At 57.1% G+C, this 20,585-nt stretch carries 21 protein-coding genes; 11 read left to right on the top strand and 10 right to left on the bottom strand.

The annotated features are described in order from the left end of the window. Window positions 1-2 precede the first annotated feature (2 nt). The 4 genes from JQR86_RS01245 to JQR86_RS01230 form a co-directional block, all read right to left on the bottom strand. A complete protein-coding gene (locus tag JQR86_RS01245) occupies window positions 3-1,166 on the bottom strand; it encodes a phosphoglycerate kinase (protein WP_434154176.1) in 1,164 nt (387 codons plus the stop codon). A 26-nt stretch (window positions 1,167-1,192) separates the two neighbouring features. Further along, window positions 1,193-2,236: an erythrose-4-phosphate dehydrogenase gene (gene epd / locus JQR86_RS01240; RefSeq protein WP_122041391.1), complete on the bottom strand. Its 1,044-nt coding sequence runs from the start codon at window positions 2,234-2,236 to the stop codon at window positions 1,193-1,195. A 421-nt stretch (window positions 2,237-2,657) separates the two neighbouring features. Further along, entirely contained in the window at window positions 2,658-4,655 is a 1,998-nt protein-coding gene (tkt, locus tag JQR86_RS01235) for a transketolase (protein WP_434154175.1), read from the bottom strand. Between the two features lie 118 nt (window positions 4,656-4,773). Then, window positions 4,774-5,013 (bottom strand): hypothetical protein, encoded by a 240-nt coding sequence (locus tag JQR86_RS01230; RefSeq protein WP_407362503.1) that lies wholly within the window; start codon window positions 5,011-5,013, stop codon window positions 4,774-4,776. Here JQR86_RS01230 and JQR86_RS01225 point away from each other — a divergent pair. Together JQR86_RS01225 and metK are read left to right on the top strand one after the other, a co-directional pair. Further along, entirely contained in the window at window positions 5,012-5,995 is a 984-nt protein-coding gene (locus tag JQR86_RS01225; protein WP_434154174.1) for an ArsR/SmtB family transcription factor, read from the top strand. The two genes, JQR86_RS01230 and JQR86_RS01225, sit on opposite strands and share 2 nt — an antisense overlap. A gap of 102 nt (window positions 5,996-6,097) precedes the next feature. Next, complete coding sequence (gene metK, locus JQR86_RS01220) at window positions 6,098-7,288, top strand: methionine adenosyltransferase (protein WP_010796109.1); 1,191 nt, start codon at window positions 6,098-6,100, stop codon at window positions 7,286-7,288. Between the two features lie 50 nt (window positions 7,289-7,338). Here metK and JQR86_RS01215 read toward each other — a convergent pair whose 3' ends face one another. The 5 genes from JQR86_RS01215 to dadA all read right to left on the bottom strand — a co-directional run bounded on the left by JQR86_RS01215 (window position 7,339) and on the right by dadA (window position 11,282). After that, the gene (locus JQR86_RS01215; RefSeq protein WP_434154173.1) at window positions 7,339-7,767 is read right to left on the bottom strand and encodes a c-type cytochrome; all 429 of its coding nucleotides are present in this window, start codon (window positions 7,765-7,767) and stop codon (window positions 7,339-7,341) included. A gap of 20 nt (window positions 7,768-7,787) precedes the next feature. Next, window positions 7,788-8,342, bottom strand: coding sequence for a cupin domain-containing protein (locus tag JQR86_RS01210; protein WP_019367313.1), 555 nt, complete (start codon window positions 8,340-8,342; stop codon window positions 7,788-7,790). 152 nt (window positions 8,343-8,494) lie between these two features. Then, window positions 8,495-9,571: an alanine racemase gene (alr, locus tag JQR86_RS01205; protein ID WP_434154172.1), complete on the bottom strand. Its 1,077-nt coding sequence runs from the start codon at window positions 9,569-9,571 to the stop codon at window positions 8,495-8,497. Between the two features lie 84 nt (window positions 9,572-9,655). Then, the gene (locus JQR86_RS01200; protein ID WP_010796113.1) at window positions 9,656-10,009 is read right to left on the bottom strand and encodes a RidA family protein; all 354 of its coding nucleotides are present in this window, start codon (window positions 10,007-10,009) and stop codon (window positions 9,656-9,658) included. Continuing rightward, on the bottom strand, window positions 9,984-11,282 hold the full coding sequence (dadA, locus tag JQR86_RS01195; protein WP_239383419.1) for a D-amino acid dehydrogenase: 1,299 nt from the start codon (window positions 11,280-11,282) through the stop codon (window positions 9,984-9,986). Before dadA ends, JQR86_RS01200 begins: the two co-directional genes overlap by 26 nt. Before the next feature lie 157 nt (window positions 11,283-11,439). Between dadA and JQR86_RS01190 the strand changes: the two genes are divergently transcribed. Both JQR86_RS01190 and JQR86_RS01185 read left to right on the top strand, forming a co-directional pair. Next, complete coding sequence (locus JQR86_RS01190) at window positions 11,440-11,928, top strand: AsnC family transcriptional regulator (protein WP_010796115.1); 489 nt, start codon at window positions 11,440-11,442, stop codon at window positions 11,926-11,928. Window positions 11,929-12,012: 84 nt separating this feature from the next. Continuing rightward, entirely contained in the window at window positions 12,013-13,326 is a 1,314-nt protein-coding gene (locus tag JQR86_RS01185; RefSeq protein ID WP_407362507.1) for an NAD(P)/FAD-dependent oxidoreductase, read from the top strand. A 45-nt stretch (window positions 13,327-13,371) separates the two neighbouring features. On the opposite strand, the gene argC is transcribed toward JQR86_RS01185, so the two are convergent. Then, a complete protein-coding gene (gene argC / locus JQR86_RS01180; RefSeq protein WP_074827114.1) occupies window positions 13,372-14,325 on the bottom strand; it encodes an N-acetyl-gamma-glutamyl-phosphate reductase in 954 nt (317 codons plus the stop codon). 290 nt (window positions 14,326-14,615) lie between these two features. Between argC and JQR86_RS01175 the strand changes: the two genes are divergently transcribed. From JQR86_RS01175 to JQR86_RS01145, 7 genes are all read left to right on the top strand, one after another. Further along, window positions 14,616-14,855 carry a DUF1127 domain-containing protein gene (locus JQR86_RS01175; RefSeq protein ID WP_010796118.1) on the top strand — a complete coding sequence of 80 codons (240 nt, stop codon included), beginning with the start codon at window positions 14,616-14,618 and terminating at the stop codon, window positions 14,853-14,855. Between the two features lie 47 nt (window positions 14,856-14,902). Beyond that, entirely contained in the window at window positions 14,903-15,220 is a 318-nt protein-coding gene (locus JQR86_RS01170; protein ID WP_010796119.1) for a DUF2388 domain-containing protein, read from the top strand. Window positions 15,221-15,315: 95 nt separating this feature from the next. Continuing rightward, entirely contained in the window at window positions 15,316-15,606 is a 291-nt protein-coding gene (locus JQR86_RS01165; RefSeq protein ID WP_372238900.1) for a DUF2388 domain-containing protein, read from the top strand. A gap of 32 nt (window positions 15,607-15,638) precedes the next feature. Beyond that, the gene (locus tag JQR86_RS01160) at window positions 15,639-15,959 is read left to right on the top strand and encodes a DUF2388 domain-containing protein (RefSeq protein ID WP_010796121.1); all 321 of its coding nucleotides are present in this window, start codon (window positions 15,639-15,641) and stop codon (window positions 15,957-15,959) included. Window positions 15,960-15,982: 23 nt separating this feature from the next. Continuing rightward, window positions 15,983-17,959, top strand: a complete 1,977-nt coding sequence (locus tag JQR86_RS01155; protein ID WP_167670395.1) for a DUF4105 domain-containing protein — start codon at window positions 15,983-15,985, stop codon at window positions 17,957-17,959. 101 nt (window positions 17,960-18,060) lie between these two features. After that, on the top strand, window positions 18,061-18,987 hold the full coding sequence (locus JQR86_RS01150) for an AEC family transporter (RefSeq protein ID WP_019367304.1): 927 nt from the start codon (window positions 18,061-18,063) through the stop codon (window positions 18,985-18,987). A 225-nt stretch (window positions 18,988-19,212) separates the two neighbouring features. Continuing rightward, window positions 19,213-20,550: a CitMHS family transporter gene (locus JQR86_RS01145; RefSeq protein WP_019367303.1), complete on the top strand. Its 1,338-nt coding sequence runs from the start codon at window positions 19,213-19,215 to the stop codon at window positions 20,548-20,550. Window positions 20,551-20,585 lie beyond the last annotated feature (35 nt).

Raw genomic sequence — 20,585 nt, 5'->3', positions numbered from 1 at the left:
GGTTATCCTTTAGCGCGTTGTTCCAGGACTTCGACCGCCGGAAGAACCTTTCCTTCCACGAACTCAAGGAATGCACCACCGCCAGTGGAGATATAGGAGATCTTTTCGACTATACCGTACTTGTCGATAGCCGCCAGGGTATCGCCACCGCCAGCAATCGAAAATGCCTCGCTGTCAGCAATGGCTTGAGCCAGTACTTTGGTGCCATTACCGAACTGATCGAACTCAAAAACGCCGACCGGGCCATTCCACAGAATAGTCTTGGCCGATGTGAGCAGCTGGGCAAATTGCTTGGCCGTTTCTGGGCCGATGTCCAGAATCATGTCGTCATCCGCAACATCGCTGATGGATTTAACCGTTGCTTCGGCAGACTCGGCAAATTCCTTGGCGACAACCACGTCGACCGGCAGAGGCACGCTGACCTTGGCAGCAATGGCCTTGGCCGTATCGACCAGCTCGGCTTCGTACAGAGATTTGCCTACCTTGTGACCAGCAGCAGCCAGGAAGGTATTGGCAATACCGCCGCCTACAATCAACTGATCGCAAACACTGGACAAGGAATTCAAAACGTCCAGCTTGGTAGAGACTTTAGAGCCCGCCACGATGGCAGCCATTGGACGCGCGGGCGCCTTGAGGGCTTTGCCCAGCGCATCCAGTTCGGCGGCCAGCAGCGGACCGGCTGCGGCCACTTTCGCAAACTTGGCAACACCGTGGGTAGAGCCCTCAGCACGGTGAGCGGTACCAAAGGCATCCATGACGAACACATCGCATAGCGCGGCATACTGCTGAGCCAGCTCATCAGCGTTCTTTTTCTCGCCCTTGTTGAAGCGCACATTTTCCAGCAGAACGATATTACCCGGCTGTACATCAACACCGCCCAGGTAATCCGTCACCAGCGGAACCTCACGATTCAAAGCCTTGGACAGGTACTCCGCCACAGGCTTCAGGCTGTTCTCGGCGCTCGCCTCACCTTCGGTCGGTCGCCCCAGGTGCGAGCAGACAATAACAGCAGCGCCCTTCTCCAATGCCAGCTTCAGCGTCGGAAGCGCGGCGACCAGACGAGCATCGCTCTTGATCTGTCCATCCTTTACCGGAACGTTCAGGTCCTCGCGAATCAGGACACGTTTACCGTTCAGATCGAGGTCGCTCATTTTCAACACGGACATGTATGCAATCCCTTCGTTGTGCTTGTTCAGATCGGCTTGGCGACGCGCAAGAAATGACTTGCCACGTCGATCATGCGGTTGGCAAAGCCCCATTCATTGTCGAACCAGGCCAGCAGATTGACGAGCCTTGGCCCCGATACACGGGTTTGACTGCCATCAACGATGGCGGAATGGGGATCATGATTGAAGTCGCAGGACGCGTGCGGCAACTCGGTGTAGTTCACCAGATGCTGCAAAGGGCCACCCATCGCAGCCTCGCGGAGCAGACCATTAACTTCCGAGACAGTGGTATCACGCGAAACATGACAAGTGATATCCAGCGCCGACACATTTACGGTCGGTACACGAATGGCCTTGGCCTGAACGCGCCCCGCCAGCTCCGGCAACAGGCGCTCGATTCCACGATCCAGCCCTGTAGAGACCGGAATGATCGATTGAAAGGCCGAGCGGGTACGGCGCAGATCATCGGCGTGATAGGCGTCGATCACGGGTTGGTCATTCATGGCTGAATGAATCGTGGTTATCGAGACGTATTCAAGACCCACGACTTCGTTCAAAAGTTTCAACAGCGGCACGCTGCAATTGGTGGTACAGGAGGCATTCGAGACAAGCCTCTCAGTACCGCGCAAGCTGCCCTGATTGACGCCATACACAATGGTGGCGTCTACGTCGCTTTCGCTGGCCATCGGCTGGGAAAACAAGACGCGGGGCGCACCGGCTGCAAGAAAACGCTCACCGTCCGCACGGGTGCTGAAGGCGCCAGAACATTCGAGAACCAGATCGACGCCCAGACGCCTCCAGTCAATGTCGTCAGGATTGGCGCAGCGCTGCACATGCATGCTGCAGCCATTGATGCGCAAGCGATCCCCTTCTATGGCAACTTCGCCGGGGAAGCGTCCGTGAGTCGAGTCGAAGCGTGTCAGGTACTCCAGACTTGGCAGGTCAGCCAAGTCATTCAACGCCACGAGTTCGAAATCAACCGAGGCGCTGCGCTCATGTAGCGCACGGACCAGGCACCGACCGACACGGCCGTAGCCATTGAGCGCAACACGATAAAGAGAATCAGCCATGAAAGTGGGTTTCGGTGTCCGGAATTGAATAAGCAATGGCTAGTGATGTTACAAGTGTAGCCTGAGCAATGACACACTACACAAGCCCTAAGTGTAGGCTTTCAGACAATCTAGGCGAGCGAATCCAGAAAAGATTAGCGTAGCCCGAAGCGAGTTTGCTGAAGATGCCGCTTCATTTGCAAAATAAAACACGCTTTTTCGTAGTCGATAGACGGATTGGCTACAAAATACTGGAACACCACGGTGTCGTTGATTCTAAAACACACTCTGAGATCATGAGTATGGCAAAAGAATCTTCCTCAACGCTCTTAATGGATGATTGGGCTGGTATTACACATATAACAGCGTTTATCTGGTAAACACCAAATAATAAAAAACGCCACGGTTCTCACCGTGGCGTTTTCATTACCTCACTGGAGGATCAGTCCTCAAGCAGCTCGTTTGCAACTGCCAGCACGTTATCCAGCGTGAAGCCGAAGTGCTCCATCAGTGCCGGCGCCGGAGCCGACTCACCATACGTTGTCATGCCGATCACACGACCATCCAGGCCAACGTACTTGTACCAGTAGTCCGCAATACCCGCTTCAATGGCAATACGGGCACCGACCTCAACCGGCAATACCGATTGACGATACTCGGCGCTCTGACGCTCGAATGCGCTGGTGCAAGGCATGGATACCACGCGGACCTTGCGCCCTTCCGCGGTGAGCTTGTCGTACGCTTGAACAGCCAGCGACACTTCCGAGCCGGTAGCGATAAAGATCAGCTCTGGCTCACCTTCACAGCTCTTCAGCACGTAGCCACCGTGGGCAATGGCCGCTTCGGTTTCGTTGTCACGCAGGTGATGAGGCAGATTCTGTCGAGAGAAGATCAGCGCTGACGGGCCATCCTTACGCTCCAGGGCCGTCTTCCAGGATACCGCAGCCTCGACCGCATCGGCAGGGCGCCAGGTGTCCAGGTTGGGCGTATAACGCAGAGATGCAACCTGCTCGACCGGCTGGTGCGTCGGGCCATCCTCGCCCAGACCGATGGAGTCATGGGTGAAGACATAGATGATGCGCTGCTTCATCAGTGCCGACATACGCACGGCATTACGGGCGTATTCCATGAACATCAGGAAGGTGCCGCCGTAAGGAATCAGGCCACCATGCAAGGCCACGCCGTTCATGATGGCGCTCATGCCGAACTCGCGTACGCCGTAATACATGTAGTTGCCGGAGGCGTCTTCCTCGACAACCGGCTTGCAGCCCTTCCACATCGTCAGGTTGGAGCCGGCCAGGTCGGCCGAGCCGCCCAACAATTCAGGCAGTAGCGGGCCAAAGAAGTGCAGGCAGTTCTGGCTGGCTTTGCGGCTGGCGATGGTTTCGCCCTTGGCAGCCACCTCACGGATGAACGCCGACGCCTTTTCATCAAAGTCAGCTGGCAGCTCACCGGCCATACGGCGGGTAAACTCGGCGGCCAGTTCAGGATAAGCCTCAGCGTAAGCGTTGAATCGTTTGTTCCACTCGCTTTCCGCTTTAGAGCCTGCGTCCTTGGCGTCCCATTCGGCGTAGATATCCTGCGGGATTTCGAAGGCAGCGTGTTTCCAGCCCAGCGCTTCACGGGTGGCCGCTACTTCGGCGTCACCCAAGGCTGCGCCATGGGATTCTTCCTTGCCCTGCTTGTTGGGCGAACCAAAACCAATGATGGTCTTGCAGCAGATCAGGGTCGGCTGGTCGCTTTTGCGAGCCGTCTCCAGTGCCGTCTTGATTTCTTCCGGGTCGTGACCGTCGACGTTACGGATCACTTGCCAGCCATAGGCTTCGAAGCGCTTGGGCGTATCGTCGGTAAACCAGCCGTGGACTTCGCCATCAATGGATATGCCGTTGTCATCATAGAAGGCGATCAGCTTGGACAGGCGCAGCGTGCCAGCCAGTGAACAGACTTCGTGAGAAATGCCTTCCATCATGCAGCCATCACCCATGAAAACATAGGTGTAATGATCAACGATGTTATGGCCTTCGCGGTTGAACTGCGCCGCCATAACCTTTTCAGCCAAGGCGAAACCCACAGCGTTGGCGATGCCCTGCCCCAGCGGGCCGGTCGTGGTCTCGACACCGGCGGTATAGCCATACTCGGGATGGCCTGGCGTGCGGCTGTGAAGCTGACGGAAATTTTTCAGATCGTCGATGGAGAGGTCGTAACCGGTCAGGTGCAGCAGGGAATAGATCAGCATGGAGCCGTGACCATTGGACAGCACGAAGCGGTCGCGGTCGGCCCACTTTGGGTTCACCGGGTTGTGCTTGAGGTAATCGCGCCAGAGCACTTCGGCAATATCGGCCATCCCCATAGGGGCGCCGGGGTGGCCGCTGTTGGCTTTTTGTACGGCATCCATGCTGAGCGCGCGGATGGCGTTGGCACGGTCACGACGACTGGGCATCGCTGATCTCCTGAAAGGGGGTCAAACGTTTAAAGGAAGTTTTATTGTGCCTAGCCGGGCACGCAGGAGCAATCCGAACGGTCATATCCAGCTTGGCTTCAGCCACGTTAATGGTTCGTCATGGCCTCGATTGCGTGATGGCCTCCGCCACCAGCTCCAGAAACCAGCGCAATGCAACAGAGGTGTCACTGCGCTCATGCCAGTGCAGCATGACTTTAAAGCCCGGCGCGTCGAAGGGCAGGTTACATACGCGCAATGCATTGCTAAGCACCTCACCATGACCGGCCTCTTTCAATATCAAAACTTTTTGATGCTTCTCTTGCAGCTGGTCTCGGCGACCACTAGACTGCGCACCCATGAACCATTTGCGCGTGCCTACATTTCGCCATGATGACTGCGACGAGCTGGCCGCGCTGTGCAAGGCGGGCGGTGATCCGCTGCGCCTGAATGTGTTACGTGCCTTGGCAAACGATTCGTTTGGTGTACTGGAGCTGGCTCATATCTTCGATACTGGGCAATCCGGGATGAGCCATCACCTGAAGGTACTGTCACAGGCGCGACTGGTGGCGACACGCCGGGAAGGCAACGCGATCTTTTACCGTCGCGCCCTGCCCCGGCTGGACACCCTGGGTGGTGCGCTGCACGCAGCGCTGCTGACGGAGGTGGACGGGTTGCAGTTGCCAGCTGAAGCGCAGGCACGTATTGAGGCTGTACATGCTCAGCGGGCCGAGGCCAGCCGGGATTTTTTCGCCAGGATGGCGGACAAGTTTCAGGCGCAGCAGGATTTGATTGCCGGATTGCCTCAGTATCAGGAGAGCCTTCTGGCCCTGCTGGACACGATGGCGTTTTCGCCAGTGGCAACAGCGATCGAGATCGGGCCTGGAGATGGAGGGTTTCTGCCCGAACTGGCAAGACGCTTCACGTCGGTCACGGCGATTGATAACAGCCCAGCCATGCTGGAGCTGGCATGTCAGCGATGTGAGCGCGAGCAATTGAACAATGTATCGCTGGTATTGGCCGATGCCTTGGACAATGCCTTACTGAGCGCCGATTGCGTGGTCTTGAACATGGTGCTGCATCATTTTGCGGCACCCGCTGAAGCCATAAAATATCTGGCGGACTGGGTCCGTCCCGGTGGCAGTTTATTGATTACAGAGTTGTGCAGCCACGACCAGAGTTGGGCCCGGACGGCCTGCGGCGATCTCTGGCTCGGGTTCGATCAGGAGGAATTGGCCCGTTGGGCCGTTGCCGCAGGACTTGTGCCAGGCGAAAGCCTCTATATAGGTTTACGTAATGGCTTCCAGATCCAGATCAGGCATTTCGCCCGTCCTGGTTCGTAGACGATGCATAGGGTGGGCAGCTTGTCTGTCCAATCCGCAAGAGTGACTGTTTTAGACATGGCCTTCGGGCCGCCTCACCCACCGGTATATAGGAACCGTTAGATGAGCGAATACTCCCTGTTTACCTCCGAGTCCGTGTCTGAAGGACATCCGGATAAAATCGCCGACCAGATCTCCGATGCGGTGCTCGACGCCATCATCGCAGAAGACAAACACGCCCGTGTAGCCTGTGAAACGCTGGTCAAGACCGGCGTAGCCATTGTTGCCGGTGAAGTGACCACATCCGCCTGGGTAGACCTTGAGCAGCTGGTTCGCGATGTCATCGTCGATATCGGTTACAACAGCTCCGATGTCGGTTTTGATGGCGCTACCTGCGGTATCGTCAACATTATCGGCAAGCAGTCCGTGGACATCGCCCAAGGCGTTGACCGCAGCAAGCCGGAAGACCAGGGTGCAGGTGATCAGGGCCTGATGTTCGGTTATGCCTGTAACGAAACTGACGTGCTGATGCCTGCTCCGATCCGCTTCTCCCACGCACTGGTCGAGCGCCAGGCCGAAGCTCGCAAGTCAGGCCTGCTACCTTGGCTGCGTCCGGATGCCAAATCCCAGGTGACCTGCCGTTACGATGGCAACAAGGTTGTAGGTATCGACGCAATCGTCCTGTCTACCCAGCACAACCCCGAGGTCAAGCACACAGACCTGCAGGAAGCTGTGATGGAGCTGATCATCAAGCACGTCATACCGGCTGAACTGCTGCACAAGGACACCAAGTTCCACATCAACCCGACTGGCCAGTTCATCATTGGCGGCCCAGTGGGTGACTGTGGCCTGACCGGCCGCAAGATCATCGTGGACACCTACGGCGGCATGGCCCGTCATGGCGGCGGCGCGTTCTCCGGCAAGGACCCGTCCAAGGTTGACCGTTCCGCAGCATACGCGGGTCGTTATGTTGCCAAGAACATCGTGGCCGCCGGCCTGGCTGACCGCTGCGAGATTCAGGTGTCCTACGCCATTGGCGTGGCTCAACCGACGTCCATCTCGATCAACACCTTTGGCACTGGCAAGGTGAGCGACGAGAAGATCATTCAGCTGGTTCGCGAGCATTTCGACCTGCGTCCCTACGCAATCACCAAAATGCTTGATCTGCTGCACCCGATGTATCGTGCTACAGCGGCTTACGGCCACTTCGGCCGTACTCCCTATGAGATGACTGTGGGTGAAGATACGTTCACTGCATTCACCTGGGAGAAGACAGACAAGGCTGAAGCGCTGCGCGCGGCGGCTGGCCTGTAAGGCTACAACCGACAAGAGAAACCCCGCCTGGTGTGGGGTTTCTCTTGTGCCTATTCGAGGCCGGACATCATCTGGATTGCACGGCGTAGATCATCGTTCGTACAGTCAGAACAGGCACCTTTGGGCGGCATGGCGTTTACACCTTTGATGGCGTTGCGCAGCAGGCCATCCATTCCCCCTTTCTGGCTCGCCAGAACCTCCCAGCTGGCTTTGTCACCTATTTTTGGGGCTCCCAGGAGCCCACTGGCGTGGCAACGCCTGCAACTGCGGTCGATGACCTGAGCGGGATCTTTCCCGGCAGGCTTTTGCTCACAGCTTACCTTACGGGACTCTGCAAGGCAGTCCTGCCCTTGAATACAAACCTTGCCCACCGGCGCCAGCCGCTTCTCCAGGGCGTCTCTGTCTACCTGTTCGGCCTGTGCAGAGAAGGTCCAGATCAACAGCATAAAGGCATATACCAGGATGCCTCGGGCGTTCATACCAGGTTTTTTGAGCACTGCTAGAAGTTGGCCGGAGTCGTGGCGCTGATCAAACGCGCCGGCTCATCAAATGGATTACGGAAGCGATGCGGGCGGCTGCTTTCAAAATAATAACTATCGCCTGATTCAAGCAGGTAGGTTTCTCCACCAACCGTAAGCTCCAGACGGCCTTCGATCAGCAGTCCTGCTTCCTCTCCCTCATGAGCCAGCATATCCATGCCAGTGTCGGAGCCTGGCGGGTAGGTCTCGTCGAGAAAGGCAATGGCGCGGCTGGGATGTGCCTTACCGATCAACCGCATACTGACGGTATTGGCGCCACTGGAAATGTCGATCAGCTCGCTGGCCTTGTATACCACTTGAGTAGCGGACTCGTCCGCCAAGTCCAGGGAAAAGAATTCCACCAGGGACATGGGAATGCCGCTCAGGACTTTTTTCAACGAGCTGATGGAAGGACTGACACTGTTCTTCTCGATCATCGAGATGGTGCTGTTCGTCACACCGGCCCGCTTGGCGAGTTCACGTTGTGAGAGACCTTTGAGTTTGCGAATGGTTTGTAGACGAGCACCGACGTCCAAGGGGGGTATCCTCCTTCTCATGACAGACAGGCAGAGGTGAACGGCAGGCGCCGCAGAGCGCCGGGCGCGCCGTATCATGGCAACAGCGTTCAGTATTTACAACAGAACGATGGAAAATCCTGCGCAACCCGACGAGCGCGGTGGTTTAACGGTTATTCACCCATGTATTGGCGTGGAACCCGTTTCAGGTTGCAAAACAGCTGATAAGGGATCGAGCCACAGAGACCGGCCAGCTGACTGGCGGATACTTGCCTACCCCAAAGCTCTACCTGACTTCCCACCCCCGCTTGCGGCAGGTCCGTGAGATCAACCGTCAGCATGTCCATCGATACGCGACCGACAAGACGAGAGGCATGGCCATCAATCATGACAGGAGCGCCATCAGGCGCGTGCCGTGGATAACCATCCGCGTAGCCCATGGCGACTACACCAATACGGGAGGGCTGGCGGGTAACAAAGCGTGCGCCATACCCAACCGGCTCGCCAGGCGATAGCTCACGCACACTGATGATACGTGACTCCAGCGTCATGACCGGCTGTAGCTGGTCGGCCACAGGCTGTTCGGTTTCGAACGGCGTAGCGCCGTACAGCATGATGCCAGGGCGAACCCAATCACTGGGCACTTCCGGCCAGCCGAGCACAGCAGGCGAGTTCCGTAGACTGGTTGCGCCTTCTAGGCCGGCCGTAGCCCGCTGAAAGGTCTTGAGCTGACCGATGGTGGCTGAGCAATCCAGCTCATCGGCACGGGCGAAATGCGTCATTTTCACAACTTCGTCAACCTTGCCTGTCGCCTTGATCCGCTTATAGGCTGCTGCGTAATCCTCAGGAAAGAACCCTACCCGGTGCATGCCGGAGTCCAGCTTCAGCCAGACACGGATAAGCCCTGATAGAGCAGTACGTTCAAGCGCCTCGATTTGCCAGGGCGAATGGATGACGCACCACAGATTGTGGCGAGCGATCAATTCCAGCTCGCTGGCTTCGAAAAATCCTTCCAGCAGAAGTATCGGTGCCTTGATACCGGCTTCGCGCAGCTCCAGCGCTTCTTCGATACAGGCAACCGCGAAACCATCCGCCTCATTCATCAGTGCCTGCGCACATCGAACAGCACCATGTCCGTAGGCATCCGCCTTGACAACAGCCAGCGCCCTTGCCCCGTTACTGAGTTCACGAGCAAGCCGATAGTTCTGGCGTAAGGCGTTAAGGTCGATCAAGGCACGGGCGGGGCGCATGGTTATCTCTCAGAAAACAGGCGGGTAATGAAAAGACAGGACGTATAAAAAACCCGGCAGGCGCCGGGCTCTTTGGTTCTTTATTTACGGTAGCGCAGCCACCACACTCATTTCGACCAGAATTTCCGGTTCACAGAGTTTGGCTTCCACAGTTGCCCGGGCAGGCGCTACACCTTCAGGCAGCCATTCGTCCCAGACACTGTTCATGCCGGCAAAGTGGGCGTCGATATCTTTCAGATAAACCGTAACGGACAGAATATGGTGAGTGTCCGTACCGGCTTCCTTGAGTAGACGCTCGATGTTGGCCAGGGTCTCACGAGTCTGTTGTTCCACACCGGAGTTCAGGTCTTCACCGACCTGACCGGCCAGATAAACAGTACCGTTGTGAACAACGATTTCACTCATGCGGCGATTAGTGTGCAGGCGCTGGATGGCCATTCTTACGGGTCTCCTTGGAGTCGCTGTAGCGAGAAATATCAAGGCCTTCGGCGCTGATCTGTGGACGTTTCCTACCGATGACATCCGCCAGGAAACGTCCGGAGCCGCAGGCCATGGTCCAGCCCAGTGTACCGTGACCGGTGTTCAGAAACAGGTTGCGATAACGGGTAGCGCCTACGATCGGAGTACCATCCGGTGTGGTGGGCCGTAGTCCAGTCCAGAAAGTTGCCGCCTGCAGATCCCCTCCCTGCGGGTACAGGTCGTTTACGATCATCTCCAGGGTCTCGCGGCGGCGGGGGTTAAGCGAAAGGTCATAACCCGATATTTCCGCCATGCCACCTACACGGATACGGTTATCGAAACGCGTCAGCGCCACTTTGTAGGTTTCATCAAGAATCGTGGACGTAGGGGCCATATCGCCATTGGTGATCGGCACGGTAAGCGAATACCCCTTGAGCGGGTATACCGGTGCCTTGATGCCAATGGGTGCCAACAGCTGAGGTGAGTAGCTACCCAATGCCAGGACATAGTGATCGGCTGTTACCAGCTGACCGTCAATCCAGACGCCATTGAGACGATCTCCTACCGCTTCGAGCCGTTCGATCTTCTGACCAAAGCGGAATTCCACACCCAACTGACGCGCCAGCTCGGCGAGGCGATTGGTAAAGAGGAAGCAGTCACCTGTCTGGTCATTCGGCAACCGCAGCGCACCAGCCAGCTTGTCCTTGACATGGGCGAGCGCAGGCTCGGCGCGGGCGATACCGTCGCGATCCAGCAGCTCATAGGGTACGCCGGAACGTTCCAGCACAGCGATATCCTTGGCAGCGGCATCGACCTGCTGCTGCGTTCGGAATACCTGAGTCGTCCCTAACTGGCGTCCTTCGTAGGCAATACCCGTTTCGGCACGCAGCTCATCCAGACAGTCGCGACTGTACTCGGACAACCGCACCATGCGTTCCTTGTTGATCGCATAGCGCTCGGCCGTGCAGTTGCGCAGCATCTGAGCCATCCAGAGGTACTGATGAATATCGCCGGTCGGCCTGATCGCCAGAGGCGCATGCTGAGTCACCAGCCATTTGATGGCCTTGAGGGGCACGCCAGGAGCCGCCCACGGCGAGGCATAGCCAGGAGATACCTGACCTGCGTTGGCAAAGCTGGTTTCCAGCGCAGGGCCTTCCTGGCGGTCCACCACCACCACTTCAAAACCGGCCCGCGCCAGGTAATAGGCACTGACGGTACCGATTACACCACTGCCAAGCACCAGTACTCGCATAACTGTGTCTCCTCGCCGCGAAGAATCGCCTACGTTTCATAAAATCTGAGGCAGATATGAAAAGTATAAAAAGCCTTAAGCAGTGGTATTCACTAAATGAAAGGCTATATTTGGTGTAATTCTTCGGTTAAGACACTATTTTTGGAGACGCCCAGGTATGCGAACCCAGCACCAAGCGAGACGCGAGCTCGACAAGATCGATCGTAACATCCTGCGTATCCTGCAGGAGGACGGCCGCATCTCGTTCACCGAGCTGGGCGAGCGAGTCGGCCTGTCCACGACACCCTGCACGGAGCGGGTACGCCGGCTGGAGCGGGAAGGCGTGATACTGGGCTACTCGGCGCGCCTGAATCCGCAGCATCTCAAGGCCAGCCTGCTGGTCTTCGTCGAGATCAGTCTAGATTATAAATCGGGTGATATCTTTGAGGAGTTCCGCCGCTCCGTCCTGAAGCTGCCTCACGTTCTAGAGTGTCATCTGGTTTCCGGCGCATTCGACTATCTGGTCAAGGCGCGCATTTCAGAGATGGCCTCCTATCGTAAGCTTTTGGGCGACATCCTGCTCAAACTGCCCCATGTGCGGGAGTCGAAGAGCTATATCGTGATGGAAGAGGTCAAGGAGTCCCTGACGCTTCCCGTACCGGACTGAGCCAGGTCTGCACTTCCCTGGCTTGGCGCAGGCGCCTACAAACGTTTATTGTCCGACCTCAACGCTTCGCCAGGATTGTCTTTCATGGATGCAACGACCCATTCATCCACTGACCCACACGCACATGCTTCGTCTTACTACGCGGCAACGGTTAACCGAGCGCTGCAGTTCGCCCCGCTCAAGGGTGAGATTCGGGCAGATGTCTGCGTAGTAGGTGGCGGGCTCTCCGGGCTCAATACGGCTATTGAGCTAGCAGAACGTGGGTACTCGGTTGTACTGCTAGAGGCCCACCGGATCGGCTGGGGTGCTAGCGGGCGTAACGGCGGACAGCTGATCCGAGGCGTTGGCCATGATGTCGAGCAGTTTCGCCCAGTCGTTGGGGATGAGGGCGTACAGGCATTCAAGCAGATGGGGTTTGAAGCGGTAAACCTGGTACGCCAACGTATCGAGCGCTACGGCATCGAATGCGACCTTACCTGGGGTTACTGCGACCTGGCCCTGAAACCGCGTCACCTGGAAGATTTCCAGGCCGAACTGGAGGAGTTGCATCAACTAGGCTATCCCCATGCGGTTCAGCTCGTTGCACGCGACAGAATCCGCTCCGTAGTGGGTTCGGAGCGGTACCTGGGTGCGCTCATAGACTCCGGCTCCGGTCACCTGCACCCGTTGAACCTTGCCTTGGGCGAGGCCGCCGCCGCCCAGTCACTGGGGGTGCGTCTGTATGAGCAATCTGCGGTCACTCACATCGAGTATGGGTCGGAAGTATGCGTTCACACTGCGCGAGGTCAGGTGCGAGCCGAAACGCTGGTCCTCTGTTGCAACGCCTATCTCAAGGATCTGGAACCGGCCCTCTCCGGGAAGGTGCTTCCGGCAGGCAGCTACATCATTGCAACTGAGCCACTTCCCGAAGCGTTGGCCGAGGAAATCCTGCCCCATAATCGAGCCGCGTGCGATCAGCAGATTACTGTCGATTATTTTCGACTCTCACGTGATCGCCGATTGTTGTTCGGAGGCGCCTGCCACTATTCAGGCCGTGACCCGAAGGACATAGCAGGCTACATGCGCCCCAAAATGCTGAAGGTGTTTCCTCAACTCGATCGGGTCACCATCGATTTTCAGTGGGGCGGCATGATTGGAATCGGGGCCAACCGGCTTCCACAAATCGGCCGTCTCAAGGATCATCCCAACGTTTTTTATGCCCAAGCTTATGCCGGCCATGGGCTGAACGCCACGCACCTGGCAGGCCATTTGCTCGCGGAAGCCATTGCTGCCCAGTCGAAAGGGTTCGACCTGTTCAACAGCGTTCCTCACGCCACGCTTCCAGGAGGGCAACGCTTCCGCTCTCCTCTGCTTGCCTTGGGTATGCTCTGGTATCGCCTGAAAGATGCCTTCCACTAAAAAGCCGCGGCAGTTACCCGGCGCGGCTTTTTGAACACAAAGCGTTTACAGACCAGTGTTCAGGCTGGTTGCTTCGTCTGCGCCAATGTGGATGTTCATGCATTGAACCGCTGCGCCTGCAGCCCCTTTGCCTAGATTATCCAGACGAGCCACCAGGGTCAGACGCTCCTCATTTCCGAACACGAACAGGTCGGCGCGGTTGGTATCGTTGCAGCCCTGTACATCGAAGAATCCCTCGTCAAGATTGCCGGCATCCTCAACCGGCATGACGCGAATGAACTGCTCGCCCGCGTAATGCCTGGCGTATGCCGCCTGGATCGCCTCGGCATTGGCGCCTTGGGCCAGGTGCTTGACATGCAGAGGAATCGTCACGGCAAGCCCCTTCAGGAAACTGCCCACAATTGGACTGAATACGGGCGCCTCATCAATACGACTCTGCACCTGCATCTCAGGGAGGTGCTTATGCCCCTGGGTCATGCCGTATGGCCGTGGACTGGCCAGCTTGGGCTCATTCCCAGCCTCGTAATCGGCAATCATCTTCTTGCCACCACCGCTGTACCCCGTGAGGGAAAAAGCCGACAGTGGATAATCAGGCGGTAGAAGACCAGCCTCCACCAGAGGGCGAACCAGCAGGATAAATGCCGTGGCGTGGCAGCCGGGATTGGCAATGCGCTTGCTGGTACGGATTTTTTCACGCTGTCCAGCGGCCAGCTCAGGCAGGCCATAGGTCCAGCTGCTATCGGTACGAAACGCCGTGCTTGCATCGATGATGCAGGTGTTGGGGTTATCTACCAGCGCCACGGCTTCGCGAGACGCAGCATCGGGCAGACACAGAAAGGCTACATCCGCTGCGTTGAGGAAACGAGCACGCTCGGCTGGATCCTTACGCTTGTCATCGGCGATACGTAGCAGCTCGATGTCATCGCGGCCGGACAGATAATCGAGCAGACGCAACCCTGTGGTGCCTTCCTGCCCGTCAACGAATACTTTGAACGTCATGACTTGCCCTCATGCAAAACGCGCCGGCCAGGCGTTGTATGAAACGGACCTAACAGCCGCAATGGAACATGCATTGTAGCCAGACCCTACTGTTTGACGCAGCCCTATTGCCAAACAGTTATCGGCCTGATGATCGGATCAGCACGCTTCATTGCCCTGCCGGGTGCGCTTTTTACCGGTACAGCAGGCTGCGTCACGAGGCTGTACCTCCTTCATTTCAACATGTTGTGTCTGGAGAACACTGGTGGTTGAAGCCACAGTAAAATGCCGTCCTGAACCTGGATATTGCCATGCGAGATCTATCTGCGCTGCCTTCTCTCAGATCAATCCATTTGTCTGTTCATGGTTGTCATTGGCTGGCACGCTGTGCCCTGGGTGTATTACGCGCCGTCTACTGTATGCTGCAGAAATGGCAGCAGAACGCCAAAACGCGAAGACAGCTGGCTTTTTTGAACGACCGTGAACTAGCGGACATCGGTCTGACCAAAACTGAGCAACAATGCGAGCTGAACAAGCCGTTCTGGCGCTAGTCTTGTAAGTACGGTACATACCGCGCCTTATTGTTCAGGAGAGATTCATGACCCGTTTGCACCTGCTGGGCGCTGCTGCCCTGCTCAGCCTGTCTACTGCTGCGTCAGCATCCAGTTTCTTTGTGACCACCGACATGATCGTCGACGCCATTGATGCGACGTCCGACGCCACATCCGGTATCACCCATTCCATTCGTGACGACAAGATCGTCCTGGCTGCACGTGACGATGCCGCCAGTTTTGTGGCTACCGAAGGCGGCATTCGCGGCGTACGCCTAGAAGCGGCCCTGGATCGTATCCGTGCCCTGCAACCGCAGCTCGAGGCAAGCGACGCTCAGCTGGCCCAGGCCATTCTCACGTTGTAAGTCCATCGGAACGGCACCGCTGGTATCAGCGGTGCCGTTCCGTTAGCCTTGGCCTGTAGTTTTTCTTGAAAGAGTTACCCTACCTGCCTATGCGCCTGCGTTATCTATTCATTCTAGGCATTGCCGTTACGACCACGCCCGCCTTCGCGTTCGATCCCACTACAGGATTTATTGTTCGCAGCCTCTATGTCACCAGCAAGGTGACGTCCGCTCCGTTCGATAACAAAGTAGTACGTGATGCACGTGACGATGCGGCATTATTTGTTGCCAGCGGCGGGGCTCAGCGTAGCGTTGAGCTTGAATCCGCCTTACGTTGGCTGCGTTCACATAATCCAACGCTGACCGCCAGCGATGAGGAACTGGCTGAGGCCATCCTCGCTCAATAAGCTGCTTTACCGTTCCGTTCAGGAGATTTTCCATGCGTCGTTCCTTATTTCTTGCAGCCGCGCTAGTTCTGGGTACGTCCAGCGCCGCGCACGCTCATACCGTTGTGGCGACCAGCAACATCATCGTGCGTGCGCTGGATCGCAGTATCGATTTCACTTCCGATACCACGACCTCCATCCGTGACATGAAAGTGGTGCAGGAAGCCCGTGGCGATGCGGCCAGCTTCGTTGCATCCGATGGAGACATCCGAGGCGCTCAATTGGAAGCGGCCTTCATGACCCTGCGTGAGCGTCTGCCGGAAGCACGCCAGGCCAGTGATACCGAACTTGCCCAGGCGATCCTTGCACTGTGAAACCTGCCCTTCGCCGAGCGCTCCTGGGAAAGCTCGGCCGCCTCGCCAGACCAAGCCTTCTCTGCACCGCGTTTATCGCCTGGCTAGGGGCCGGTAACGCTCACGCGGCGCTGAACCTGCATCTGGACGACCACTCATTGTCGCCAGAGCAGGCCCAGGCCACCCAGCAGTTACTCAACGAGGCACTAGGCAAGCTACCTCCCCGCTTCAAGCAAGCATTGGATGAGGATATCTCCGTCCGTTGGAGCCAGGATCTTGAGCCGCAGGCATACGGTCGCGCAGACCGTCGTACCCTGCTGCTCAATGAGCGTCTGCTACCGGCATTGACTGACGGCAGCGATGCTCATATTCAAACCGGTCGCCCCCATGGCACCCAGCGAGAAGAAATGCTGGCGACTGTTCTGCATGAGCTTACTCATTTTTATGACCGGGAGCGGGCCTGGACTCCAGCTGAGCGCAAGGAAATAATCGCCTGTAGTACCTTGGCCTCCTCAACCAAGTCCGCTGACCTGCCTATCCATTGCCAGGGTCAGGCCGGTCGCCGCTACACCTTGTCCGATGATCCCCGCCTGCTGGATCTGGCTGGCTGGCAGGTCAAGGTCAAAAAGCATGGCGCTCGCGAGAGTCGCAACAACTTCATTGCACGCAGCCCCGATATCTACGAGGTAACCAACCCTCGTGAGTTCGTAGCAGTGAACATGGAGTACTTCCTGCTGGATCCCAGCTACGCTTGCCGTCGCCCGGCCCTGGCGCGCTATTTCACCGAGCACTTTGGTTGGTCTCCCCCTCATGATACCTGCTCCAGCAAACTACCCTATCTGAACGCGGGCAGTGACTTTGGCAAGACCCCGCTAGGCTGGCTTGATCCTGAGCGCGTCTACGAGGTGGACTATCTGTTCGCCGAGGGTAACGAGCATGTCATGAGCCGCTGGGGACACAGCATGCTGCGTCTCGTCGTGTGCGCCCCCGGACGTCCGCGTGGCCCCGACTGTCGCCTGGACTTGCAGGAGCATCTTGTGCTGTCGTTCCGGGCCTTCGTCAACGATGTACAGATCTCCAATTGGGATGGCTTGACCGGTTCCTATCCTTCCCGGTTGTTCGTGCTTCCGCTGGCTCAGGTAGTCGAGGAATACACCAAGATCGAGCTGCGCGGCTTGCAATCCGTTCCGCTCAAACTCAGCCGTCAGGAAATCGCCGATCTCCTGGAGCGGACCGCTCAAACCCACTGGGGTTATGACGGGCATTATTACTTTGTCTCTAATAACTGTGCCGTCGAGACCTTCAAGCTCCTGCATGACAGCGTGCCGCGTCTGCAACAGACTCCGCTCGACAGCATTACGCCAATCGGCTTGCTGGACGCCCTGCGGATAGAGGGTGTCGCCGATACCTCCGTATTAAACGATCAACGTGAAGCCTTGCGCCTGGGTTATCGATTCGACTCCTTCCGGGACCGCTTCCAATCCATGTTCAAGGTTGCTCGTGATCGGCTTAACCTACCTCAGCAGAAAGTCGAAGACTGGCTTGAGCTGGAGCCACGGCAGCGCCGCGAATGGTTCGACCGAGCCGACCTGCGTGCCAGTGCCGCGTTGCTGTTATTGGAACAGGCGGCGCTCAGACGCGAGCTGCTCCGCGCCCAGAATGAGCTCAAGGATCGCTACCTGGGCCAGAATGGCGCTCAGGAGAAGGCTCGCTTCAGCAAGGCGGGCGAGGCATTACAACAACTGCTAGCCGATAGCGGTTATCTCAGCCGACCTTCGGAGCTTTTGGGAGCCGGTGGCTATGGGCTTCCACAGCCAGGCGAATGGGATAAATTGACGGCTGAAAGTCAACGACGCCAAACCCACCTGCTCAGCTTACGCGAAACCCTCAACACGGAAGTCCGCACGCTATTGGATAGCCAGATACAGCGAGGTCTTGACGACACCGAAGCCAACCTCAAACAGCTGGGTGATCACTTAAGAACCCTGCACAAGGCTTCGGGAGGACTGGAGCTGCCATGAGGCAGCTCCCTATTTTTCGCGTCATTCACAGGCACTGGGAACTGCTAATATTGTCCGTGCCTTGATCTATAACGATAAGAAACCAACTGGCTGCGCCCTTTGTGACTACCATCCTTCTTGCTCTCTGGCCGCTGTTCGCCCTCATCGTGGCGGGATATTGGATGCGCCAAAAAGGCTTTCCTGGCGACGCGTTCTGGCCCGCAGCGGACCGACTCAATTACTTCATTCTTTTTCCATCGCTTCTGTTCAACAATCTCGCTACAGCACCACTTGATGACCCCGCTCTGGCGCATCTGGCGCTGGCGGCCCTGACGGGGCTGGGTGCTTTATGGATTGCCCTGTTGCTTGCTAGACGTTTTTACCACTGGCCCGCCGAGCGGTTCGGCGTCATTGCCCAGGGCACCCTGCGCTTCAATACCTACCTGGGGCTAGCAACCGTAGGCAGTCTACTGGGCAAATCAGGCCTGGGGCAGGCTGCGTTACTTCTGGCCCTGATGGTGCCCACCGTAAATGTCATGTCGGTTTGGGCACTGAAAGCCGAGCGCGGCGCTCGCTTGGGTGAGTTGTTATTACCCGTCCTGCGCAATCCCCTTATCCTGGCCTGCGCAGCAGGCGCGTTGGTCAATCTGCTGGGATGGGGGCTGCCCTTTGGCACGGATCGGCTACTGGGGCTTCTGGCAGCAACCAGCCTGCCTCTAGGGCTTTTCTGCGTAGGCGCCGCCCTGAAACTTCAACAGATCGCCGGCGAATGGCGAGCCATTGGCACCATGACACTGTTCCGCCTGCTGGCATGCCCTCTCCTGGCAGGGTTGATCGCTTACCTTCTAGGCCTGCCACCTCATGAGAGGCTTCTGCTCGTTCTGTTTTTCTCGCTGCCTACCGCACCGACCGCTTATGCACTGACCCGCCAGCTAGGCGGGGACAGTGCACTCATGGCAGGTGTCATCACATTGCAGACACTTGTGGCTGCGTTCACATTACCACTGGTGATTTCGCTGCTGGGGGGCAGCCTCCCGCAAGGTTCATGAAAGCTTGCCCGGTTAGGATCAATTATCCAAAGGGTTAATGGCCCACTTATGGCAATGCCATGACGTGCACCTGCGGTACTAACAAAAACAAAGGATTAACTCCATGATTCGCTTGTCCCCAGCAGCGGCCCCCGCCGCTCCGTGCCTCTCCATACGCTACTCGTGAGCCCTGAATCGCGCTTCGGTCGTTTCTTTACCTTTCACGCGTAACCATTGGAGTTTTCCATGCTGACATTCCTTGGCTTCGCCATGGTCGTAACCTTCATGTTCCTGATCATGACCAAGCGGCTCACCCCTCTCATTGCGCTCACTATGGTCCCGATTCTCTTTGCCGTACTGGCATGGGCGTTGGGTAATCACTTTGCCAGCCTTGGGCATATCCAGCTCAATTCGCTCGGCCCCATGATGCTGGATGGATTGCGCACACTGGCGCCTACTGGCGTGATGCTGCTGTTCGCCATCCTCTACTTCGCCATCATGATCGATACCGGCCTGTTCGATCCGGCAGTTCGCTGGATTCTGAAGCTGGTGAAGGGCGACCCGCTCAAGGTTGCCATCGGTACGGTCTTCCTGACCCTGGTGGTATCGCTCGACGGTGACGGTTCGACGACTTACATGATCTGCGTGGCAGCCATGTTCCCGCTGTACAAGCGTCTGGGAATGAATCCGCTGATCATGACGTGCCTGATGCTGCTGTCCAGTGGCGTCATGAACCTTACGCCTTGGGGTGGCCCGACGGCACGCGCAGCCAGTGCGCTGCACGTAGACCCGGCGGATGTTTTTGTCCCGATGATCCCTGCCATGCTGGCTAGTATTGTCTGGCTGTTTGTCCTGGCCTATCTCTATGGACGCCGTGAACGGGCGCGCCTGGGCATTCTGGAAATCCATGAAAGCGAAGGTGCCAAGGTTACCGTTTCTCAGTGCGAAGAAGCCCGCCGTCCTCATCTGCGCTGGTTCAACGGTCTTTTGACCCTGGCCCTAATGGCAGCGCTGGTCAAAGGCATTCTACCCATGCCAGTGCTATTCATGATTGCCTTCGGCATCGCCATGACTATCAACTACCGCAATATCGATCTGCAAAAGCAGCGTGTTGCCGCTCATGCGGAAAATGTTCTTGCGGTAGTTTCACTGATTTTCGCCGCCGGGATCTTCACAGGCATCCTGTCAGGCACCGGCATGGTGGACGCTATGTCCAAAAGCCTTTTGGCCGTTATTCCGGAAGCGCTTGGCCCGTATATGGCTGTCATCACTGCGCTGGTAAGCATGCCGTTTACCTTTTTCATCTCCAACGATGCGTTCTACTTTGGCGTACTGCCCGTATTGGCCGAAGCAGCTGGTCACTACGGTATCGCTCCAGTGGAAATTGCTCGTGCGTCCATCGTAGGCCAACCGGTGCATCTCCTGAGCCCATTGGTACCTTCGACCTACCTGCTGGTGGGTTTGGCTAAAGTAGAGTTTGGCGATCATCAACGCTTTACTTTGAAGTGGGCAGTCGTGACATGTCTGGCTATGCTGGTAACAGCTTTGTTACTAGGTGTGTTTCCGCTGTTCAGTGGTGCCTGAACTAACGAAATTTTCACATTTACCTGATTAGCTTT

The organism is Pseudomonas sp. JZ134, assembly GCF_051027695.1.
GTDB lineage: Bacteria > Pseudomonadota > Gammaproteobacteria > Pseudomonadales > Pseudomonadaceae > Chryseomonas > Chryseomonas luteola.
The sequence above is the reverse complement of the archived record's forward strand: the minus strand, read 5'-3'. Positions and strand labels throughout refer to the sequence as shown.